We start from the raw sequence: 17267 nt of genomic DNA, 5'->3' as shown, positions 1-17267 counted from the left end.
TCGGCTTTTGGTACCCTCCACGTCGTTTCGCCTCGATTTGCCCATTTGTCCGATACTGACGCAGTAGGTTTCGCACAAATGATAAGCTGACCTTAAATCTTTGCTCTAACTGGCGTTGAGACCCTTCTTCTGCAAGATACGCCATAATCACACGCTCACGCAAATCCTTTGAGTAAGATACTGGCATCTATTTAAACAACGCTATCCTTTCAGTCTATCTGGAGTCTGTGGTTCAATTACCTGAAAATTGCTGTAAGTTATTTACCGATTCAGTACTGAGTGCTGAGTCCTGAGTCCTGAGTGCTGAGTAAATTAAGAAGTACTCAGTACTTTTGCACTTGGTAAATGCCTCGCCCTTTGTGGGCCAATACAGTTCAGTTAAGCAAATTTATCTGTTAAGGCAGGCAGGGGGAGCAGGGGAGGCTTCGGGAGCAGGGGGAGAAAAAAAAGCTTAACTGAACTGTATTGGTTGATACCCCTCGTGGGTGGTCTTTTTAACTCAGCACTCAGCACTCGGAACTCAGCACTATTTACTGCTTTCCCCTTGTGAACAAACGACTGACCATTTCAACCGATTCTGCATCGTTGGGTCAGGAGTACTGGCAATCAGCGAGATTTCTCCAGTAGGAGTTATCAGCCATCCGGTAGCTTCGATGATGGGGGTGTGGGGAAGTGGAGGAGAATTGGGAATTGAGAGTTGAGAATTAAGAATTGCAGCAGTCTTCGTGTCCCCTTGTCCTCCCCCATGTACTTGCTGATTTGCAACCAGCCTGCGCCGGTCTTGCCAGTTGGCATCATCATCTAATTGCTGTTCCGGTGTGGGCGGCAAGCCTCCGCGACCGCCGATCACGAAAGAATTCCCTTGATTGGCAGGACAACCTTGGGCAATCAACCCTGACGAGTCTACAAAGTCAGTGGGTAAGGCGACTAATCCAGAAGTTGGGTCAATGCCTGCGGTGTTCACATTGGTCGTGCCACTCAGCGCAGAGGTTGCACCCGTTGCCGTGATATCACTCAAAGGGGTGGAAACCAAACTGGGCTGGATACCAAAGATTGAAAAGGCGTTGATGCGAACATTACCGCCGCGAAAGTCTTCAGAGTTGGCGCTGATGTTGCTATCTTCGTTCGGCACCGCCACCAAAAAACGCGTATCGATCCCAATGTTGCCGCCAGGAATGTTGGCTCCAGTAGCATTCGTTGTAATGTTGCTGCCATTGCGTAAGAGAATCAGGGGCGATCGCAAATTAATATTGCCTCCACCCCCCGATGTGTCGGCTCGAATGCTGCCTTGATTATTGAGAAAGATGCGATCGGCATCCACAAACAAAGAACCTGCGCTACCAGTACCCGAACTGCTGACCGTCACTTCTGCCTGGTTTTGAATATTGAGGGTTTTCGTACTGATCTGGATATTTCCACTGCGTCCTGTAGAGTTAGATTCAGTGTTGGCAAATAAACCGCTAGCTGCACCGATTTCGCTGATGGCGTTGGCAACTAATCGATCAACGGGATTGGGAAATTTGGCAAGGCGAGCAGCGTAATTCAGATCGCTACCTGCGATCGCGATCTGGTCTGCTGCATTCACGCTAATACTACCCGCACTTCCCCGTCCGAAGGTGGTGGTAATCAGTTGTCCGCCGTTGACTACCTCAAAGGAGCGGGCGGCATTCACGGTGATATCTCCCCCCTTTCCATCGCCTCGGCTGCGGGCACTCAAGGCGGCTGCATCTGCAATCCGAAAGGTCTGAGTATTAATGGTAATATCACCAGCATTGCCAGTGGTATCGCTACTGGTAAACAAACCACTGGGCAAGCCACTGCTTGGAACGCTGCCAGAGATATCGGTTCTATCAGCCCTGATGTCGATATTGCCTGCATTTCCCTGACCCTGAGTGCTGACTTTGATCAGACCGCCATTGGTCAGCACCAGAGAACCCGCCTTGATCTGAAGGTCGCCGCCAGAAGCGTTTCCTTTGGGCTGCACCCCTAGGGTAATGCGGCTCGATTCTCCTGTTGGCGCAGTCCTGCCGCCACTAAGCAAGAGGGTGCCTTTGACATCGAGATTGATATTGCCCCCTTGTCCTTGTCCATTGGTATCAGCAGCTATGGCAGCTTCACCGATAATAGACAGTGAGCCAGCCCTGAGGTTGATAGCGCCCCCATTGCCCACGCCGGTATCTGCTACCGTAGCGAAGATGCCAGTGCCCGCCGTAGCGCTCCCATCTAGCAAGACGGCATCGCGGGCGGTGATGTTGATATTGCCCGCACTTCCCTGTCCCAAGGTAAGAGCACTCAGTATTGCCCCGTTGGTCAGCGAGAGAGAACCTGCCGTGATGCTCAGGTCGCCCCCTTGCCCCGATGCGGTGTCTTCCACTCCGGTTAGCACACCACTCGCTGTGCCATCGCTGTCCACCCCATCGAAGGAGATGGCATCGCGAACCACAATTTTGACATTACCCGCTCTTCCTTGTCCAAAGGTAAGGGCATTGAATTGTCCTGCCTCGGTCACTGAGAGGGAACCCGCCGCGATCGCTATATTCCCAGCATCTCCATCTCCTTCTGTAAATGTGAAGGAACTCAGTTGACCGCCTTGGAGATACATCGACCCTCTAGTAGTGATATTTATGTCACCTGCATTCCCCCGTCCAGCCGTGTAGGAAATCAGTTGAGAACCGCTTGTGAGAGAAAGCGACTCTGTAGTAATGTTAATACTGCCAGCGTTACCGATGCCACTTCCGTCCACGTAATTGAATACATAAGTGCCGTTACCATCAATAGAGACTCGCTCGCGAGCATTGATATTTATACTGCCTGCATTTCCCTGTCCTCTTGTGACTGAAGATAGTTCAGCATTATTGATCAGAGAAAGCGACCCTGTAGTGAGGTTGATACTACCAGCGTTACCGATGCCAGTTTGATCCACGATATTGCCTACACCCGTGCGATTACCATTCCAAGAAACGGTATCGCGGGCATTGATATTTATACTGCCTGCATCTCCCTGTCCATAAGTTCTGGCAAACACTACACCACCATCGGTCTGATAAAGCGACCCGGTGGTGATGTTGATGTTGCCTGCATTACCCGTACCTCCGGGACGCACTTCGTTGCGGATTTCGCTACTATCAGCTAGGTTTATTGTTTCTGTCGTATCGAGCTGAATGTCACCCGCTTGAGCGCCAGCAAAGCCCAACCCGTCGTTGATTCCCGCTCGAAGTCTACTTCCTTGGTTCAGGCTCAAGTTCCGAGCGGTAACGCCAATACTCCCGCCACTCCCGGCACGAACATCGATAAGAGCACTGTTGCTAAGAGCAACATCTGAGAGTGCTACATTATTTGGAAAACTCAACCGCCAATTCCCAGCCGTTCCACTCAGCCCCACTATCCCCTGTCCAGCAACGGCACCCAACTCCACTCGGCTACCGGGACTTGTGATTTGCCCACCTTCTAATTGGACATTGCCACCCACTAACAATAGACTCTGTCCTGCTGGCACCTGTAATCCTGTTCCGTTGTTTGCAGTTGATTGGTTAATAATCGACTGCACTGCCAGTTGATTGAAAAACAATGCATTGGGATTAATCCTCAGCAATTGACTGGGTAATGGTTGCGTCGCATCACTGCTGAACACTTCCCCATTGGGAAAACCGATGGCAGTCGCAGTCGTCGCCACAAACGAACCGCCAATATTGAGTGACGCATTGGGCCCAAACAAAATGCCATTGGGGTTCAGTAGAAACAGATTTGCCGTCCCGTTTGCCCGAATTAAGCCATCAATGTTCGAGATTGACCCACCCGTAACCCGACTGAAAATATTCTGCACATCAGCCGCATTGTTGAAGTAGGCAGATCCACCCAGGGGAATCGAAAATTGGCTAAAGCTATGGAACAAATTGCCGCCTCGCCTTGCCCCACCATCAATTTGAACGTTGGGGTTGCCAGAAACTTGCGATCGCTCTCCCACAGGTAGCGTCCCATCGGGAATCACCTGAGCCGCGCTCGACTGGGCACAGAGCAATGCACTCACGATATTGACCGTCAAAACCCAGGCTTTTAAGTGCGATCGGTTCATCTTGCTACCTTCATGCCATTGTTGCGATCAATCGGTAAGGACGGCTTTTGGTGCGATCACTTAAGCCAAGTATACAAGAATCGACTGCATCAGACCAGACAAAATAAGTAAATTAGCATGACTACTAGTCAACCAATTTTATTTTGACAGGTGAGCTTTTAAGTGTGAATATAGTCTAAAAAGCACTTATCACACTATGTCAGCTAAATATACTGTTAACCTAACTCAAGAAGAACATCAGCAGTTAGTGGATCTAACTAAAAAAGGTAAAAATTCTGCTTGTGTTTTAAAATGAGCGCAAATTTTACTGTTGGCAGATCAAGGTTATCAAGATGGTGCGATCGCTTCATATTGTTCGTACTTTTGTCAACAAAGAAAATGCTCAATAAGTGCGAATTTATCAAAGACTTTTGCTGATTTAAGATTTAATAACTTAGTTATAAGCTTTTATCATCTTATGCAGAGGTTTAGTTTGGGTTTGATTGACGCTAATTTTTTTAAGCTATTAACTCCAAAGTAATGATTTTTTAAACATTAATATCTTTCTTGAGAAAGAAGGAGTAAAAATTATATCTTTACAATTGTAAATTTGCGATCGCTATGCGGGTGCTGTTGTGCAACCATCCTTTTCGGATGGTTGCACGTGCCTTTTGGACGGTGGAGGTTTGGTGGATACAGCAAGCCTCGGCAACATACGCATCATTTTTTCCCTTGCTCCCGTTCGGCTCCTTTCGACTCTGCTCATACCAATTCACGAAAATTCTGATACAAATGATTTATCTTTTTCATCTCCTTGATCAGTTGTTGTAAAGGCAAAGACTGGTGACGCACTAACAAAGTTTGTTGGGGAGTAGATTGTAAATTTACTTTAACAGTACCCGTAATTATCACTTGTGGCTTTGGTGTTCCCTTGGGCATAGTTGAGTATTGGAAAATAACAGAGCGGTTCCATCTGGCATAATTTAGTGCTTGTTTGAGCATTTGACCTGCCAAGAATGAATAACGCTGGAAATTCATGGCGAAGTTACCAGTAATTACCAAATTTCCCTTTACTTGTTTGATGCCTATTTGATTGAGAGTATTTCCTAAAGCTATTCCTTCCTGCCAAACAAACATTGGATCTCCACCACCAGCTATGACTAAATCACCTTCCAATACCCCATTTACTACCGGCCCAGTGGCACTTACCAAAGTCTCAAATTGGTGGTCTGGCCCCCAGGTTTTGAAAGCAACTAATGAGGTAGCAATTTTGGTTAAAGAGGCAGCTGGCAGAGGTGTTGTGCCTTGGTGATTAGCCATAAGCATTGGCCCTGACTGTATCCAAATCTCTTGGTTTTCTTTCAAATTCTGTGCTATCAGTTTTGATGTTATTAGCTTCTAAAGATATTCTTGCACTGTAGTGTTTCCAGATGGATTTGGATCTGAGGCAAGAACCAAGCTAGGACTAATTTGCCAAGCTAGTGCATCTAAAGCATCTAAATAATTGATTTGGATTCCAGCTTTTTGTAGCCACAGTGTTACTAAGCCTGAACCTAATAACTCAAGCATAATTTATTCCTCTCTAATATGGGATTACGTTATTTGCTATGCTAAATTCTTTCGTCTTATAATTCGACTTGTCAATTCTTATGAATCAGCCTCATCAATAAGATGCGATTGGTCAGAAACTTTTACTTAGATTTACTTCACCAGCTTTACTGCAAACTGTACTTAAGATTATAAAAAAGAGCATATTCGATTGAATGTAGAGAATATTTGTTAAGAAAACATCCACAAGATAACAGCCATCTGTGACATAGTTATGACAGAGTTATGACCAAGTTATGGCATAAATATGACGTTCACAAAACTACTATATTTCGCTAGCTTTACAGTAGTTTATTTGGTTAAATATCTGTTTTATAAACTTGATAAAAAATTAGTGAAATAGACCATAAACAAGTTGTCACTTTGACAGTTTTTTCAATGCTTATATATACAATATGATTAAAAATTGTGATTAAAATAATCAGAAAAAATATTTGTTTTTAGAAATGAAAAAATATAAAGTAAAACCAACTAACCAGTGTGAAACTAATTGGTGTATTAACCCATAAAACCAAATAGTGGAGAATAAACCTTGAATACTCTGGATTTTTCGCTATTAATATGGTTTGGCTCCTTGAGTGCTGGATTTTTAGGAGCTTTGACAGGCTTGGGTGGTGGCGTAGTAATTGTTCCTTTCCTATCTGTAGTTTGTGGAGTGGATCTCCACTATGCTATTGGTGCTTCTTTAGTATCTGTGATTGCTACATCTAGTGGAGCAGCTTCTGCTTATGTAAAGGAAGGTTACACTAATATACGGCTAGAGATGTTCCTAGAAATAGCAACAACCTTTGGCGCTGTAGCTGGAGCAGTTGTGGCAGCAAAGATTTCTACTGGAGCGATCGCTATTGTGTTTGGGATTGTTTTACTTTATAGTGCATACCTATCTCGTAAACCCTACTCCGAAAACATCGATAATTTACCGCCAGATCCCCTGGCAACACGCTTGAAGCTAAATAGTACTTATCCAACTTCCACGGGAGAACAATCTTACAACGTGCGTGGTGTTCCCTTCGGATTTGGGCTAATGTTTATAGCTGGTGTACTTTCTGGCTTGCTAGGTATTGGTTCGGGAGCGCTCAAGGTACTGGCAATGGATCAAATAATGCATATTCCATTCAAAGTTTCCACAACTACCAGCAATTTCATGATTGGAGTAACAGCAGCTGCTAGTGCAGGAATATATCTAAACCGAGGTTATATCGACCCCGGATTAGCAATGCCAGTGATGTTGGGAGTACTGTGTGGTGCTGTATTGGGGGCGCGAGTACTTGTCAGAGCCAGGGTACAACTTTTGCGAAATATTTTCAGTGGTGTGATTTTGGTACTGGCGCTGGAAATGATCTACAAAGGTCTAACTGGGAGGCTTTAAAATGGTTCTAAACAGACGTACTAAGTTTGAGCAGCGTTTTGAGCAATTTATTGGCAATCTGTTAAGAGTCGGGGTCATCCTTGCTACCGTTCTGGTTCTAACGGGTGGAATTTTGTACTTAATTCGCCACGGGACTGAGGTTCCTAATTACCAGTTTTTTCGGGGAGAACCAGCAGAGTTTCGCACTCCAGCCGGGGTAAAAACATCAATATTATCAGGTCGTAACCGAGGCATTATTCAACTAGGACTACTGCTACTGATTGCTACTCCAGTTATGAGAGTGGTTTTTTCTCTGTTAGCCTTTGTCCGACTCAAAGATTATACCTATGTAATTGTGACTCTAATTGTACTGGCTGGGCTGATTTACAGTCTCATTGGAGGAAATTTTTAGATAGATCGCCGAGGGAGCTTAGAACATTTTTAATTTGATTTCGGACGAGGAAAATTAGAAGGTGGCTGGAAGTTTTCTACTGGTATATCTTTGAGTGCCTTCTGCATAAAATCACGCCAAATAGGAGCAACCATACCTCCACCTGTCGCGTGGCTAGATAATTGTCGGTTGTTGTCCCTCCCTACCCAAAAGTCATCACCCGCAGTTCGGTAATTTGGTATTGCTCAATCCATTGGAGTAAAGATGTATTGAAATCTTGGCTTTGAGTGTATGTTACTGGGAAGCCAAGCGATCGCAATTCGGCAGCAAAGTGACGCATAGCTGACCATACCAATACCAGTTTTTGCAAGTGATAAGGAAGTTGCCCTGCATGGACAAGAGATTCGATAAAAATCACAGGAGTCTGTTGGTGTTGTTGTAGGCAACTCTCTAGCGCTGACTGCCCAGCCCAAAGTTGATCTCCGAGAACCCAAATACCAATGGTCATCCTCTTGCTCCCTCTCAATCCGTGCGTTGGCAACGTGATGACAAAATGCTACTCAATCAAGTGTAATGCTATTGTTACAAAAACTTTCTCAATGAAAAAACTGATGAAAGCCCAAAAGCGCTAGTGCTAATGTACTATTGTGGTGAGAAATTTCTCAAATATCCAGATTGAATCACAAATTTACCAGAAAATAGTCGTTCTCGCCGCTTGGTAGAAATGGTAATACTTCAACAACAATGCAGACGAGGAAAATAGTTCACGTTGATATGGATGCTTTTTACGCATCGGTGGAACAGAGGGATAACCCTAGTTACCGAGGCAAACCGTTAGTAGTCGGTGGCAGCCCCAATCAACGAGGCGTGGTTGCAGCAGCCAGTTATGAAGCGAGGAAGTTTGGTATTCACTCAGCCATGCCTTCAATAACTGCGTTCGCAAAATGCCCTGGGCTTATCTTTGTCAAACCGAGATTCGACGTTTACCGAGAGATTTCCGCAGCAATCCACGCTATCTTCAAACGCTACACTGATTTAGTGGAAGGAGTTGCACTAGATGAGGCATACCTTGATGTTACTGAGAATAAGCAAAACATTCCCCACGCTTCTACTATCGCAAGACACATCAAAACTGCAATTTTCCAGGAAACTCAGTTGACAGCAACCGCAGGTGTGTCGATTAACAAGTTTCTTGCAAAAATGGCATCAGGGCAGAACAAGCCCAACGGACTAACGGTGATTTTGCCAGAACAAGCGATCGCCTTTGTAGAACAGCTAGCGATTGAAAAGTTCCACGGCATTGGATCTGTGACGGCGGTTAAGATGCATTCGCTCGGCATTCATACTGGCGCAGATTTGAAAGGGCGATCGCTGACTGAGTTAACACACCATTTTGGGAAAGCAGGGAATTATTACTACAAAATTGCCAGAGCAGAAGATGACCGCCCAGTTGAGGCGAATCGGGTTCGCAAGTCCATTGGTGCAGAAACCTCGTTTGCACAAGACTTAAACGATGTCGGACAAAGTTACAAGAACTCGACCAGATTGCCCAAATTGTTGAGCAACGGCTAGAGCAGCACCAAACGCGAGGACGCACATTAAATCTGAAAGTCAAGTTTTCTGATTATCGCCAGATAACACGTAGTAAGACAATGCTTGCCCCCATCAGCGAACTCTCTACAATTTTTGAGATAGCTAAAACACTGTTTGAGTCGATTGACTTGGAGAATCGCAGTATTAGATTGCTAGGGATTTCCTTGTCTAACCTTGATAACGCCAAACAGACCCAAGTCATTCAATTGCCACTATTTCAGAATGAGAACATCATATCTTAGCGTGGGTATATTACACTTGTGTGTCTGAACTATTTCCTAATTCTTGTTGTAATTGGGGTAGTTTATTTTTTAATGCTCCACCAGTGTAAGTATGGCTGAAATTCTTTCACTCTACATTTGACGATTTTGGACTATGAGTCATATCATGTCCGGTTGAAGACTTATCATTTAGAGGGCAGGGGGAAAGAGACTTTTGGGATTTTTGCACAGATACGGTAATCATAAGTGATTAGCCGGACATGATATCATACTAAAAAAAGGCTCATAATTTCAGCAATCCCTAACTATATTTCCAAGCAGCTATTTTGCTAAGGAGATAGTTGAAACTGAGTTAACACTTCCTTGTTTCACCAAGGACTTCATTGACTCTGGTACTATAACGCTAAACTGCAAGCGATCGCTACTTTCCAATGTCACTAAAGGTTGTCCAAAACCCGCTATTACACCTACTTCTGTATGTTTTTTAGTGACGACTCCAGCAAATGGTGCTTTAAGAATGCTGCGGTTTAGGTTAGCAATCGTTGGCTTTACTTCTGCTCGTGCTTGCTGAACTTGGGAGAGCGCCTGCTTTACTCCTGCTCGTGCTTGGTGGACTTGGAAACTTGCCTGTTTTATGGCAGTTTTGGCTTGCTCAATTTCCGGTAAGGCTTGTTCAATCCCAGCTCTTGCCTGTTGAATGCGAGCTTCAATTAATGCTACTTGTGTATTGGCTGCATCTAGTTGTAATAGGCTGACTGCACCATCTTTTCTCAGCATAGCCATACTTTGTTGATTTAACTGAGCGTCAGCTAGTTGTGCTTGTGCTTCCTGCAATTTGGCTTCGGCTTCTTCTTGACGAACCTCTGCTTGATTGAGTTGTGCTAGAGCTTGAGTTTTGTTTGCTAGGGCCTGAGTTTCGGCGGCAGTCGCAACTGTTACACCTGTCTGGGCTTGGGAAATCACAGCCAATGCTTGATTGCGTTGTGCCTGGATATCCTTGGCATCAATAATGGCAATGATTTGACCTGCTTATACTCTGTCGCCTTCTTGCACTGGCAAAGTTTTAATCTGTCCCATAATTCGGCTGGTAGTAGTAACGGTTTCTACCGCTTCCAACGTACCATTCAAGGGGATTTTACCCAGACTGAATGCTTTTTTGGTCAGGGTCGTTTTTACTTCTATAGGTTTGATAGTGCTAGTTATGGTAGCAGTAGATTCCGCAGAATTAGAAAAAAAGGATAACACGATAGCTCGCAAGCCTGTGATTGCTAAAAGGGCTGCTAAAAAAAACATATCGTATTTCATTCGCTTACCTTTGCTGTGATACTAACCCAAGACAAATCAAAGTGATTATTTACTAAGGAATTTCTCTCCCCGTGCGATCACTTGCGCCATTGTACTCTATTTGGTATCACGCAGATGTCATCCAGTACTGGGAACCTTCCTCGAACTATTTAAGAAATTTCTGCTCTTGAGCGCGATTTCAGTTTTATCTGGAGGTCACGCTCAAGAGCAGAATGGGTGTGGATTGCTTTTTGGACACGTAGGCGGAATGTGATGCCAGATAGCTTGTCAATAAAGGTGGTTTTATTATTAAATGGGAGCGCAAGATTAAAAATAAAGCTAATACGGTTTATTAAATATGGATACTCTTATCCCAGAATGTATTCGTCCATTATTAAATGATTATTTGTTGTCATTACAAATCGAACTTCCGGGTCTGATAGAAGGCTTTTATATTCATGGATCTATTGCACTTATCTTACGCTATGTAATTAATGTATGTAACGAAATACACATTTGATATCTGACTTGCTTACTGAAGGGATGGTGTTGATACTTACGCTTAACTCTTGTTTGACGGCAGTTTCAACATATTTCGTTATTTCTGCATAAAACACAAAACTCTAGTTGAAGAATATTACATATCAAACTTCTATATAAACCAGGGGAGAACACTTGAAAAGTCCTCTATTTTATTTCTTGTAATCATAAATTATGTCTTATCTTGTGTTTATATAATAAATAGTTAGACATCAATAACAAGGTGTTCGACTATGAGAATTCTTGAAACAGAGCGTTTAGTTCTTCGTCGGCTGAGTGTTGAAAATAGCGAGTTTATTCTTGAGATATTGAATGACCCTTTGTGGTTGCGCTTTATTGGTGATAAAGGTGTGAGAACCCTTGATGATGCTCGTGAATATATTTTGAAGAATCCGGTCGCTATGTATGAGCGTCTCGGTTTCGGATTGTATTTGGTTGAGCTAAAGGAGAAGAGCGTCTCGATTGGAATTTGCGGTTTGATAAAAAGAGATTCCTTGGAGAATGTGGATGTTGGGTTTGCCTTTCTTCCTAAGTTCAGGGGAAAAGGATACGCCTATGAATCTGCTTCTGCTGTTATGATGTATGGGAGAAGAACCTTCGGCTTAACTCGTATTATCGCTATCACTACACCGGACAATTATGGTTCAGCAAAGCTGCTCAAAAAACTAGGACTAAGCTTTGAGCGAATGATTAAACTATCTGATGATAGTAAAAGTGTTAGTTTATTTATTTCTGATGTCTAACAATTGCGGTGCAGTGGATTGAAGAAAGCCGCTCGTACTGAGTTGGACTTTTTAGCAAGCTCTGACCGCAGCCGTTATACTGCGAATTTCAGTTACCGTCGTAAGCATTTCACAAGCTCATTAGCGACTGCAATTGTGTGTCTGAACTATCTCCCAATTCTTGTTGTAATTGGGATAGTTGGTTTTGTAACGCTTCAGCAGCATAAATGAGATTCGATTCTTGGGCTATTTTTAGCTGGGTTTCTTTAATAGAGATTTTTCTCACTAGTTCATTCACTGCATCGACTGAATCATTATTTTCAGTAATCATGGCTTCATCACGAATATCCGTTTTTAGCAGGAATAATTGCTACAAAGCTTGCTATGTATGAATAAAAATTAGCTACATTTTTTATTTTACACAAGTATATTAAAAAAGATATTTCCTTTCAAAACTTGCTTGAGTGATACCAATGCAGACACAGGTGTTAGAACTAGAAAAAATCGCTGACAAAATTAGAAAACTATTCGCACTTAGCCAATCTTCCAACGAAGCAGAGGCAAGCGCCGCCGCAGCTAAAGCCCAAGAAATGCTAACCCGGCACAATTTATCAATAGCCTCACTCCAAGATTGGACACCTCAACCACTAGAAGAAGAAGTGGTTCGCCAGTTCAAACGCATGACCTCATGGAAATTTATTTTACTAAGTGGTGTTTGTTGGGGGAATTACTGCTCTGCAATCACCAGACATTACCATAGCGGGTCTAAAATGATTATCTTAGGGCGAAAAGTGAATATCGTCTCTACTCAGATTCAGTTTGAGTATCTTGAACAAACTATTGAACGACTGGCAAAACAAGCCGTAGGAAATCGCGCTTTTAGAAATGCTTTTAAATTAGGTGCTGCTAATAGACTTGTAAGTAGGATTCTTGAGAATCGCGATCAACAGAAAAATCAAGGGATTGCTGGAACTACTGAATCAGTTGCAGTACCCGCCATTATCGTGCAAGCACTCTATGAAAAACTGGAATCTGAGTTAGAAGCATATCTAAATAATGTAAAAGTTAAACAAATGGTGCTACCATATTGTGGTTCAAAAGACGGATATTTCTCTGGTATATCTGCTGCTGATTCTGTCTCTCTTAATCACCAAGTTAGTCGCAGTCAACAGCACTATCTGCCAAGTTAATTAAGACTTATCAGGAGATAGCGGCAGTGATAAGAGTAGATTTTGGAGTGATTGCCCTCATGCAGTGCTTGATGCGATCGCTGTCGGCAAGATTTGCAGTACTTGTACAGAAGTATAAATAGTTATCAAAGTATAAACTAATTACTGATAAAAGGTGATAGTAGTAAATTTATATACTCTATTGAGGTGAATAACTCAGTAGAGTATTTTTGTGAAAGTGCATCTATCATAAGCGATCGCCTCTCCTGTGCCCTTGTTACAACCGCCCTCCACAGCCTACGATTGCTATTTTGGGTGATGGTGCAGCGTTGAAGGAACAGATGTACTACTCGATATTTTGGTACTCCAATAGCATAAGGAATCGTCTTTTGCCGACCATTGGTCGGCATTTTACTTCAATAAATAAGTCAATTGGCGATCGCCCCACCTCTGCCCCTTGCTACACCGGACTCCACAGCTTACGATTGCCTTGGGGTAATGCGCTTGACCAAATGCGTGATAACCAGTGGTTCACACGAATACAACCCCATGATTTGTATTCGGTCTAATCCCTATAGGATAAAGGTTTCAAGATTTATAGTTCTTTTTGCATAAAGTACAAGACTTGAACTGAAGAATATTACATAGCAAACGAATTATGTGTAAAACAAGGACAAGCTTTAAAAGTCCTTTATTTAATCCTCTATTTAAGAGCGCTGCTCTGGCCATGCCCTAGGGCAGTTTTTCCTTGTACTGGTGGCTACAAGAGCTTGCACTCACTGCCAACTAATCGAATCATACATGCAAGTACATTGTTTACTCGCAGCAACTGTCAGATTGCGTCACAGTCCGTAAAAGCGTTAATCTCAAGTGTAGCAAGCATAAACATTTATATTTAGCAGCAATCGTTATGCCCCTAACACCAGTAGGCAATACGGAGCGACCAAAGAATGAACAGATACTATTAGCCTCAGTTAAGTCAGAAGTTACTTCCCAGTTAAGGCAATCTCTACACAATGCTGTGCTAATTAATTTAGGTAAAGAGTTACAACTTCAGCAGGTAAAAAGACCTTGGAATGCAGAGAGAAAAATTGGCTTAAAACCTGCTGAGGCTCTCCCAGAGAGTACAACTATTTTATCCGTTTTTGATTCCCAAGAAGTTGCAGGTAAACTGTTAATTTTAGGTGCGCCAGGGTCGGGCAAGACAACTACACAATTAGAACTGGCTCAAGAATTAATTAAACGTGCAGAAGAACAGCCTAATTATCCAGTTCCTGTTTCATTCAACTTATCTTTTTGGAAAGATGACCAACAACCTATGACTGATTGGTTGGTGACTGAACTCAAATCTAAATATGGTGTCTCAATCAAAGTTGGTAAAGAGTGGGTAGACAATCACCGATTACTACCATTGCTTGATGGTTTAGACGAAGTTGAACCCCAACGTCAGGAACTTTGTGTCCATGAAATTAATAAATTTTTAGTAAATGAAACTAGACCGCTTTATCTAATTGTTTGTAGTCGCATTGAGGAATATAGTAACTACGCTACGCAATTACAACTAAACGGAGCTATTTCATTACAGTCTTTAACCAACCATCAAATTTGTGATTATCTAGCCAGCATCAAATATAGAGAACTGTGGTTAACCATCAGTAGCGATTTAGACTTGTTAGAGTTGGTTAAAATTCCTTTACTACTCAGCATTACTGTTCTGGTATCTCAAGAAATATCTGTTGGAGAATGGCAGCATTTGACTTCTACAGCAGAGCGTCATCAGTATTTGCTAGATGCCTATATAGGACATGTGTTGGCACAAGATATTCATAGTAGGGGATATTTGAAGCACAGACCTCCCAATGCTAGGAAAACGCGAATGTGGCTCGTTTGGCTAGCAGGGCAAATGCTCAAAGAATCGAAAACAGAATTTTTGATTGAAGAAATGCAGCCTAGTTTGTTAAGAAGTAAAATTCCCAAAATTATTTATAATTTGATTGTCTGGGGAGTTATACAAATGCTGATTACTGGGCTAATTTTGGGGATTTTTGGCGTAATTTTGGGGATTTTTGGGGTGACTGGAGAGGTTACTGTCCTTGGAAGGGTTATTAATCATGGGGTGAATGGAAGGGTAACTTTGGGTCTTTTATGGTTGCTTCAGGGGCTGAACGGAGGGATGATTATCGGGTTGATTGTTGGGCTAATTAATGGGTTATTTGGTGAGATAATAGAGGATCAACTTGAAAATATAGGTTTAATTAAGTCTGAAAAATCTTCTAATAAGACCAGGGAAAAATGGCTAATTATCGGGATAATTTGGGGGATAATTAATCAACTTATTTCTGGGAGGATCATCATCGGAGTGATTGTTGTGCTTATTTGGGGGCTGCTTATCGGGCTGATTAATGGGTTAATCGGAGATAAAATTGAAGCAATTGAAATTATAAAATCTTTTCATTATCTTTTAATAAATGAGTTAATTATTAGTATTTTAGGGGGAGCTAATAATTTAGCAATAGAAACTAAAACTATTCCTAACCAAGGGATTTTGCAAGGCGTTAAAAATACATTTACTTTATCAGTATTGTATTTTTTACCTTCTACAATATTAATTTTTTTGATTCAAATAATTCAAGAAAACAATAGTTTAAATAAGTCAGCTTTAATTTCTAGCTTAATGTTTGGGTTATTTTTTGGATTATTGGTGGGGATACTTAGAAGTGGAACACCTGTTATTAAACACTTTGCCTTACGCCTCATTCTTTACTTCAATGGCTATATCCCCTGGAATTACGCCCGTTTTCTCGACTACTGCACCGAGCGGATGTTACTCCAGCGTGTCGGTGGTCGCTACCGCTTCATCCACAAGTTGCTGCAAGACCACTTCGCCCAAATGGAGTTTAGGCGTGATTAAAGAAGATTGAAGCTATTCAATATCAATATTTAACAATACCTTGGTTAGCCACAGTAATCACCCACCCCACCGAACACCACCCCAACTCTCCACTGAACACTAATTGCACCTGCCTGCCACAGCGCACCGATACCAAAACTCCTTACCCCCCAATAGTCTTTCACTACTTCAGGTTGTCATTACCGGGAAACGAGGTTGTAGACATGAGCAGTTTTGCTAGTCAGCTTTCATTGTATTTATGCATTGGTTTGTATTAAGAGTAATGATTGAGCTTTCGCCCAGTTCCTTATGCGATCGCCCCACCTCTGCCCCTTGGCACACTGCCCTCCACAGCTTACGATTACTCCCTTGGGGTAATGCGCTTGACCAAATGCGTGATAACCAGTGGTTCACACAAATACAACCCCATGATTTGTATTCGGTCTAATCCATATAGGATAGAGGTTTCAAGATTTTTAGTTCTTTTTGCATAAAGTACCAAGCTTTAGCTGAAGAATATTACATAGCAAACGAATTATGTGTAAAACAAGGACAAGCTTTAAAAGTCCTTTATTTAATCCCCTATTTGCGAACGCTGCTTTGGCCATGCCCCAGGGCAGTTTTTTCTTGTACAGGTGGCTCAAGAGGGTTTTGCACCTACAGTCAACAATCGAATTCTACGTGTGGTGCATTGTTGATACCAATTTGCAATCATATGTATGTAGTATTTCTCCCCCTGCCTGTCAAAACTAATATTTTTGAACGCAACTTGGTATGACTTGCCGTAACCGTCAAATTGCATCACAGTCCGTAAAAGCGTTAATGTCAGTGTAGTAAGCATAAAGCCTTGTCAGTAGTAAAACTTTGAGTACAGGAATTTAAGTAATGGCAAAGATTCGTTAATAATCTCAAAAATAAATAAATAATTATTCTTCTATCAAAAAGTATTCAATATTGATAAATTACTTATGCCTATAGATTTACTAGAGTTTTTCCAACGAACTGACCCCAGCCAGACTTTGTACATCAATCAAGATTTAGACAAGAAGTACTACATTGACTTTTCCTCAGTCAGAGGCGGCGATATCATCGGCAAGCTGAAGCAGAAAATTACGTTCTTCAAAGCGAACGAACCGACCTGTACATTATTCACTGGTCATATCGGCTGTGGAAAATCGACAGAGCTAGTTAGGTTGCAGGTGGAACTGGAAGAATCAGGCTACCACGTAGTATATTTTGAGTCGAGTGAAGACTTAGAAATGACAGACGTGGACATTGCAGATGTGCTTTTAGCGATTGCCCGTCGTGTAAGCCAAAGCCTGGAGAAAATCACAATCTCTGAACCGAACAAATTCCATGAACTACTGCAAGGAGCATTGAGAGCGCTAGATTCAGAAGTGACGGGGTTTAAGGTAAAAACCCCAGCCGGAGATGTTGGCTTCTCCACAGA

The 17267-nt window shown here is 42.5% G+C and carries 14 protein-coding genes and 2 pseudogenes; 8 read left to right on the top strand and 8 right to left on the bottom strand.

What is annotated here, in order from left to right; genetic code table 11:
* The 3 genes and pseudogenes from RMX98_RS34555 to RMX98_RS34545 all read right to left on the bottom strand — a co-directional run.
* The coding region (locus tag RMX98_RS34555; RefSeq protein ID WP_322681169.1) for a helix-turn-helix domain-containing protein at nt 1-187 on the bottom strand (187 nt) is incomplete at its 3' end.
* Nucleotides 188-526: 339 nt separating this feature from the next.
* Entirely contained in the window at nt 527-4072 is a 3546-nt protein-coding gene (locus tag RMX98_RS34550; protein WP_322681168.1) for a filamentous hemagglutinin N-terminal domain-containing protein, read from the bottom strand.
* A 786-nt stretch (nt 4073-4858) separates the two neighbouring features.
* Nucleotides 4859-5620: pseudogene (locus RMX98_RS34545) on the bottom strand (D-alanyl-D-alanine carboxypeptidase); the annotation flags it as partial.
* Nucleotides 5621-6191: 571 nt separating this feature from the next.
* Between RMX98_RS34545 and RMX98_RS34540 the strand changes: the two are divergent.
* On the top strand, nt 6192-7028 hold the full coding sequence (locus RMX98_RS34540; RefSeq protein ID WP_322681166.1) for a sulfite exporter TauE/SafE family protein: 837 nt from the start codon (nt 6192-6194) through the stop codon (nt 7026-7028).
* Between the two features lies 1 nt (nt 7029).
* Nucleotides 7030-7419, top strand: coding sequence for a DUF1634 domain-containing protein (locus RMX98_RS34535; RefSeq protein WP_322681165.1), 390 nt, complete (start codon nt 7030-7032; stop codon nt 7417-7419).
* 181 nt (nt 7420-7600) lie between these two features.
* Here RMX98_RS34535 and RMX98_RS34530 read toward each other — a convergent pair whose 3' ends face one another.
* Nucleotides 7601-7906, bottom strand: a complete 306-nt coding sequence (locus RMX98_RS34530; protein ID WP_322681164.1) for a cryptochrome/photolyase family protein — start codon at nt 7904-7906, stop codon at nt 7601-7603.
* 236 nt (nt 7907-8142) lie between these two features.
* Here RMX98_RS34530 and dinB point away from each other — a divergent pair, with 236 nt between their 5' ends.
* Both dinB and RMX98_RS34520 read left to right on the top strand, forming a co-directional pair.
* Complete coding sequence (gene dinB, locus RMX98_RS34525) at nt 8143-8970, top strand: DNA polymerase IV (protein ID WP_322681163.1); 828 nt, start codon at nt 8143-8145, stop codon at nt 8968-8970.
* Nucleotides 8943-9233, top strand: a complete 291-nt coding sequence (locus tag RMX98_RS34520) for a hypothetical protein (RefSeq protein WP_322681170.1) — start codon at nt 8943-8945, stop codon at nt 9231-9233. Before dinB ends, RMX98_RS34520 begins: the two co-directional genes overlap by 28 nt.
* A 300-nt stretch (nt 9234-9533) precedes the next feature.
* On the opposite strand, the gene RMX98_RS34515 is transcribed toward RMX98_RS34520, so the two are convergent.
* Both RMX98_RS34515 and RMX98_RS34510 read right to left on the bottom strand, forming a co-directional pair.
* Nucleotides 9534-10175, bottom strand: coding sequence for an HlyD family efflux transporter periplasmic adaptor subunit (locus tag RMX98_RS34515; RefSeq protein ID WP_409881870.1), 642 nt, complete (start codon nt 10173-10175; stop codon nt 9534-9536).
* 66 nt (nt 10176-10241) lie between these two features.
* On the bottom strand, nt 10242-10517 hold the full coding sequence (locus RMX98_RS34510) for a hypothetical protein (RefSeq protein ID WP_322681161.1): 276 nt from the start codon (nt 10515-10517) through the stop codon (nt 10242-10244).
* Between the two features lie 752 nt (nt 10518-11269).
* Between RMX98_RS34510 and RMX98_RS34505 the strand changes: the two genes are divergently transcribed.
* Complete coding sequence (locus RMX98_RS34505) at nt 11270-11779, top strand: GNAT family N-acetyltransferase (protein WP_322681160.1); 510 nt, start codon at nt 11270-11272, stop codon at nt 11777-11779.
* 109 nt (nt 11780-11888) lie between these two features.
* On the opposite strand, the gene RMX98_RS34500 is transcribed toward RMX98_RS34505, so the two are convergent.
* Complete coding sequence (locus RMX98_RS34500) at nt 11889-12089, bottom strand: hypothetical protein (RefSeq protein ID WP_322681159.1); 201 nt, start codon at nt 12087-12089, stop codon at nt 11889-11891.
* Nucleotides 12090-12231: 142 nt separating this feature from the next.
* Here RMX98_RS34500 and RMX98_RS34495 point away from each other — a divergent pair, with 142 nt between their 5' ends.
* Nucleotides 12232-12948 carry a DUF2786 domain-containing protein gene (locus tag RMX98_RS34495; protein WP_322681158.1) on the top strand — a complete coding sequence of 239 codons (717 nt, stop codon included), beginning with the start codon at nt 12232-12234 and terminating at the stop codon, nt 12946-12948.
* Between the two features lie 137 nt (nt 12949-13085).
* Here RMX98_RS34495 and RMX98_RS34490 read toward each other — a convergent pair whose 3' ends face one another.
* A complete protein-coding gene (locus tag RMX98_RS34490) occupies nt 13086-13337 on the bottom strand; it encodes a hypothetical protein (protein WP_322681157.1) in 252 nt (83 codons plus the stop codon).
* 500 nt (nt 13338-13837) lie between these two features.
* Here RMX98_RS34490 and RMX98_RS34485 point away from each other — a divergent pair, with 500 nt between their 5' ends.
* Together RMX98_RS34485 and RMX98_RS34480 are read left to right on the top strand one after the other, a co-directional pair.
* The gene (locus RMX98_RS34485; RefSeq protein ID WP_322681156.1) at nt 13838-15838 is read left to right on the top strand and encodes an NACHT domain-containing protein; all 2001 of its coding nucleotides are present in this window, start codon (nt 13838-13840) and stop codon (nt 15836-15838) included.
* A gap of 947 nt (nt 15839-16785) precedes the next feature.
* Nucleotides 16786-17267 (top strand): annotated as a pseudogene (locus RMX98_RS34480) (ATP-binding protein); the annotation flags it as partial.

The organism is Nostoc sp. DedQUE02 (genome assembly GCF_034531035.1).
GTDB lineage: Bacteria > Cyanobacteriota > Cyanobacteriia > Cyanobacteriales > Nostocaceae > Nostoc.
This window is presented reverse-complemented; position numbering and strand designations above follow the sequence as displayed.

Excerpts from the sequence above, each read along its gene's own strand:
- RMX98_RS34550 (WP_322681168.1), bottom strand. The coding sequence starts at position 4,072 with ATGAACCGATCGCACTTAAAAGCCTGGGTTTTGACGGTCAATATCGTG.
- RMX98_RS34535 (WP_322681165.1), top strand. The coding sequence starts at position 7,030 with ATGGTTCTAAACAGACGTACTAAGTTTGAGCAGCGTTTTGAGCAATTT.
- RMX98_RS34530 (WP_322681164.1), bottom strand. The coding sequence starts at position 7,906 with ATGACCATTGGTATTTGGGTTCTCGGAGATCAACTTTGGGCTGGGCAG.
- dinB (WP_322681163.1), top strand. The coding sequence starts at position 8,143 with ATGCAGACGAGGAAAATAGTTCACGTTGATATGGATGCTTTTTACGCA.
- RMX98_RS34510 (WP_322681161.1), bottom strand. The coding sequence starts at position 10,517 with ATGAAATACGATATGTTTTTTTTAGCAGCCCTTTTAGCAATCACAGGC.
- RMX98_RS34505 (WP_322681160.1), top strand. The coding sequence starts at position 11,270 with ATGAGAATTCTTGAAACAGAGCGTTTAGTTCTTCGTCGGCTGAGTGTT.
- RMX98_RS34500 (WP_322681159.1), bottom strand. The coding sequence starts at position 12,089 with ATGATTACTGAAAATAATGATTCAGTCGATGCAGTGAATGAACTAGTG.
- RMX98_RS34495 (WP_322681158.1), top strand. The coding sequence starts at position 12,232 with ATGCAGACACAGGTGTTAGAACTAGAAAAAATCGCTGACAAAATTAGA.
- RMX98_RS34490 (WP_322681157.1), bottom strand. The coding sequence starts at position 13,337 with ATGCCGACCAATGGTCGGCAAAAGACGATTCCTTATGCTATTGGAGTA.
- RMX98_RS34485 (WP_322681156.1), top strand. The coding sequence starts at position 13,838 with ATGCCCCTAACACCAGTAGGCAATACGGAGCGACCAAAGAATGAACAG.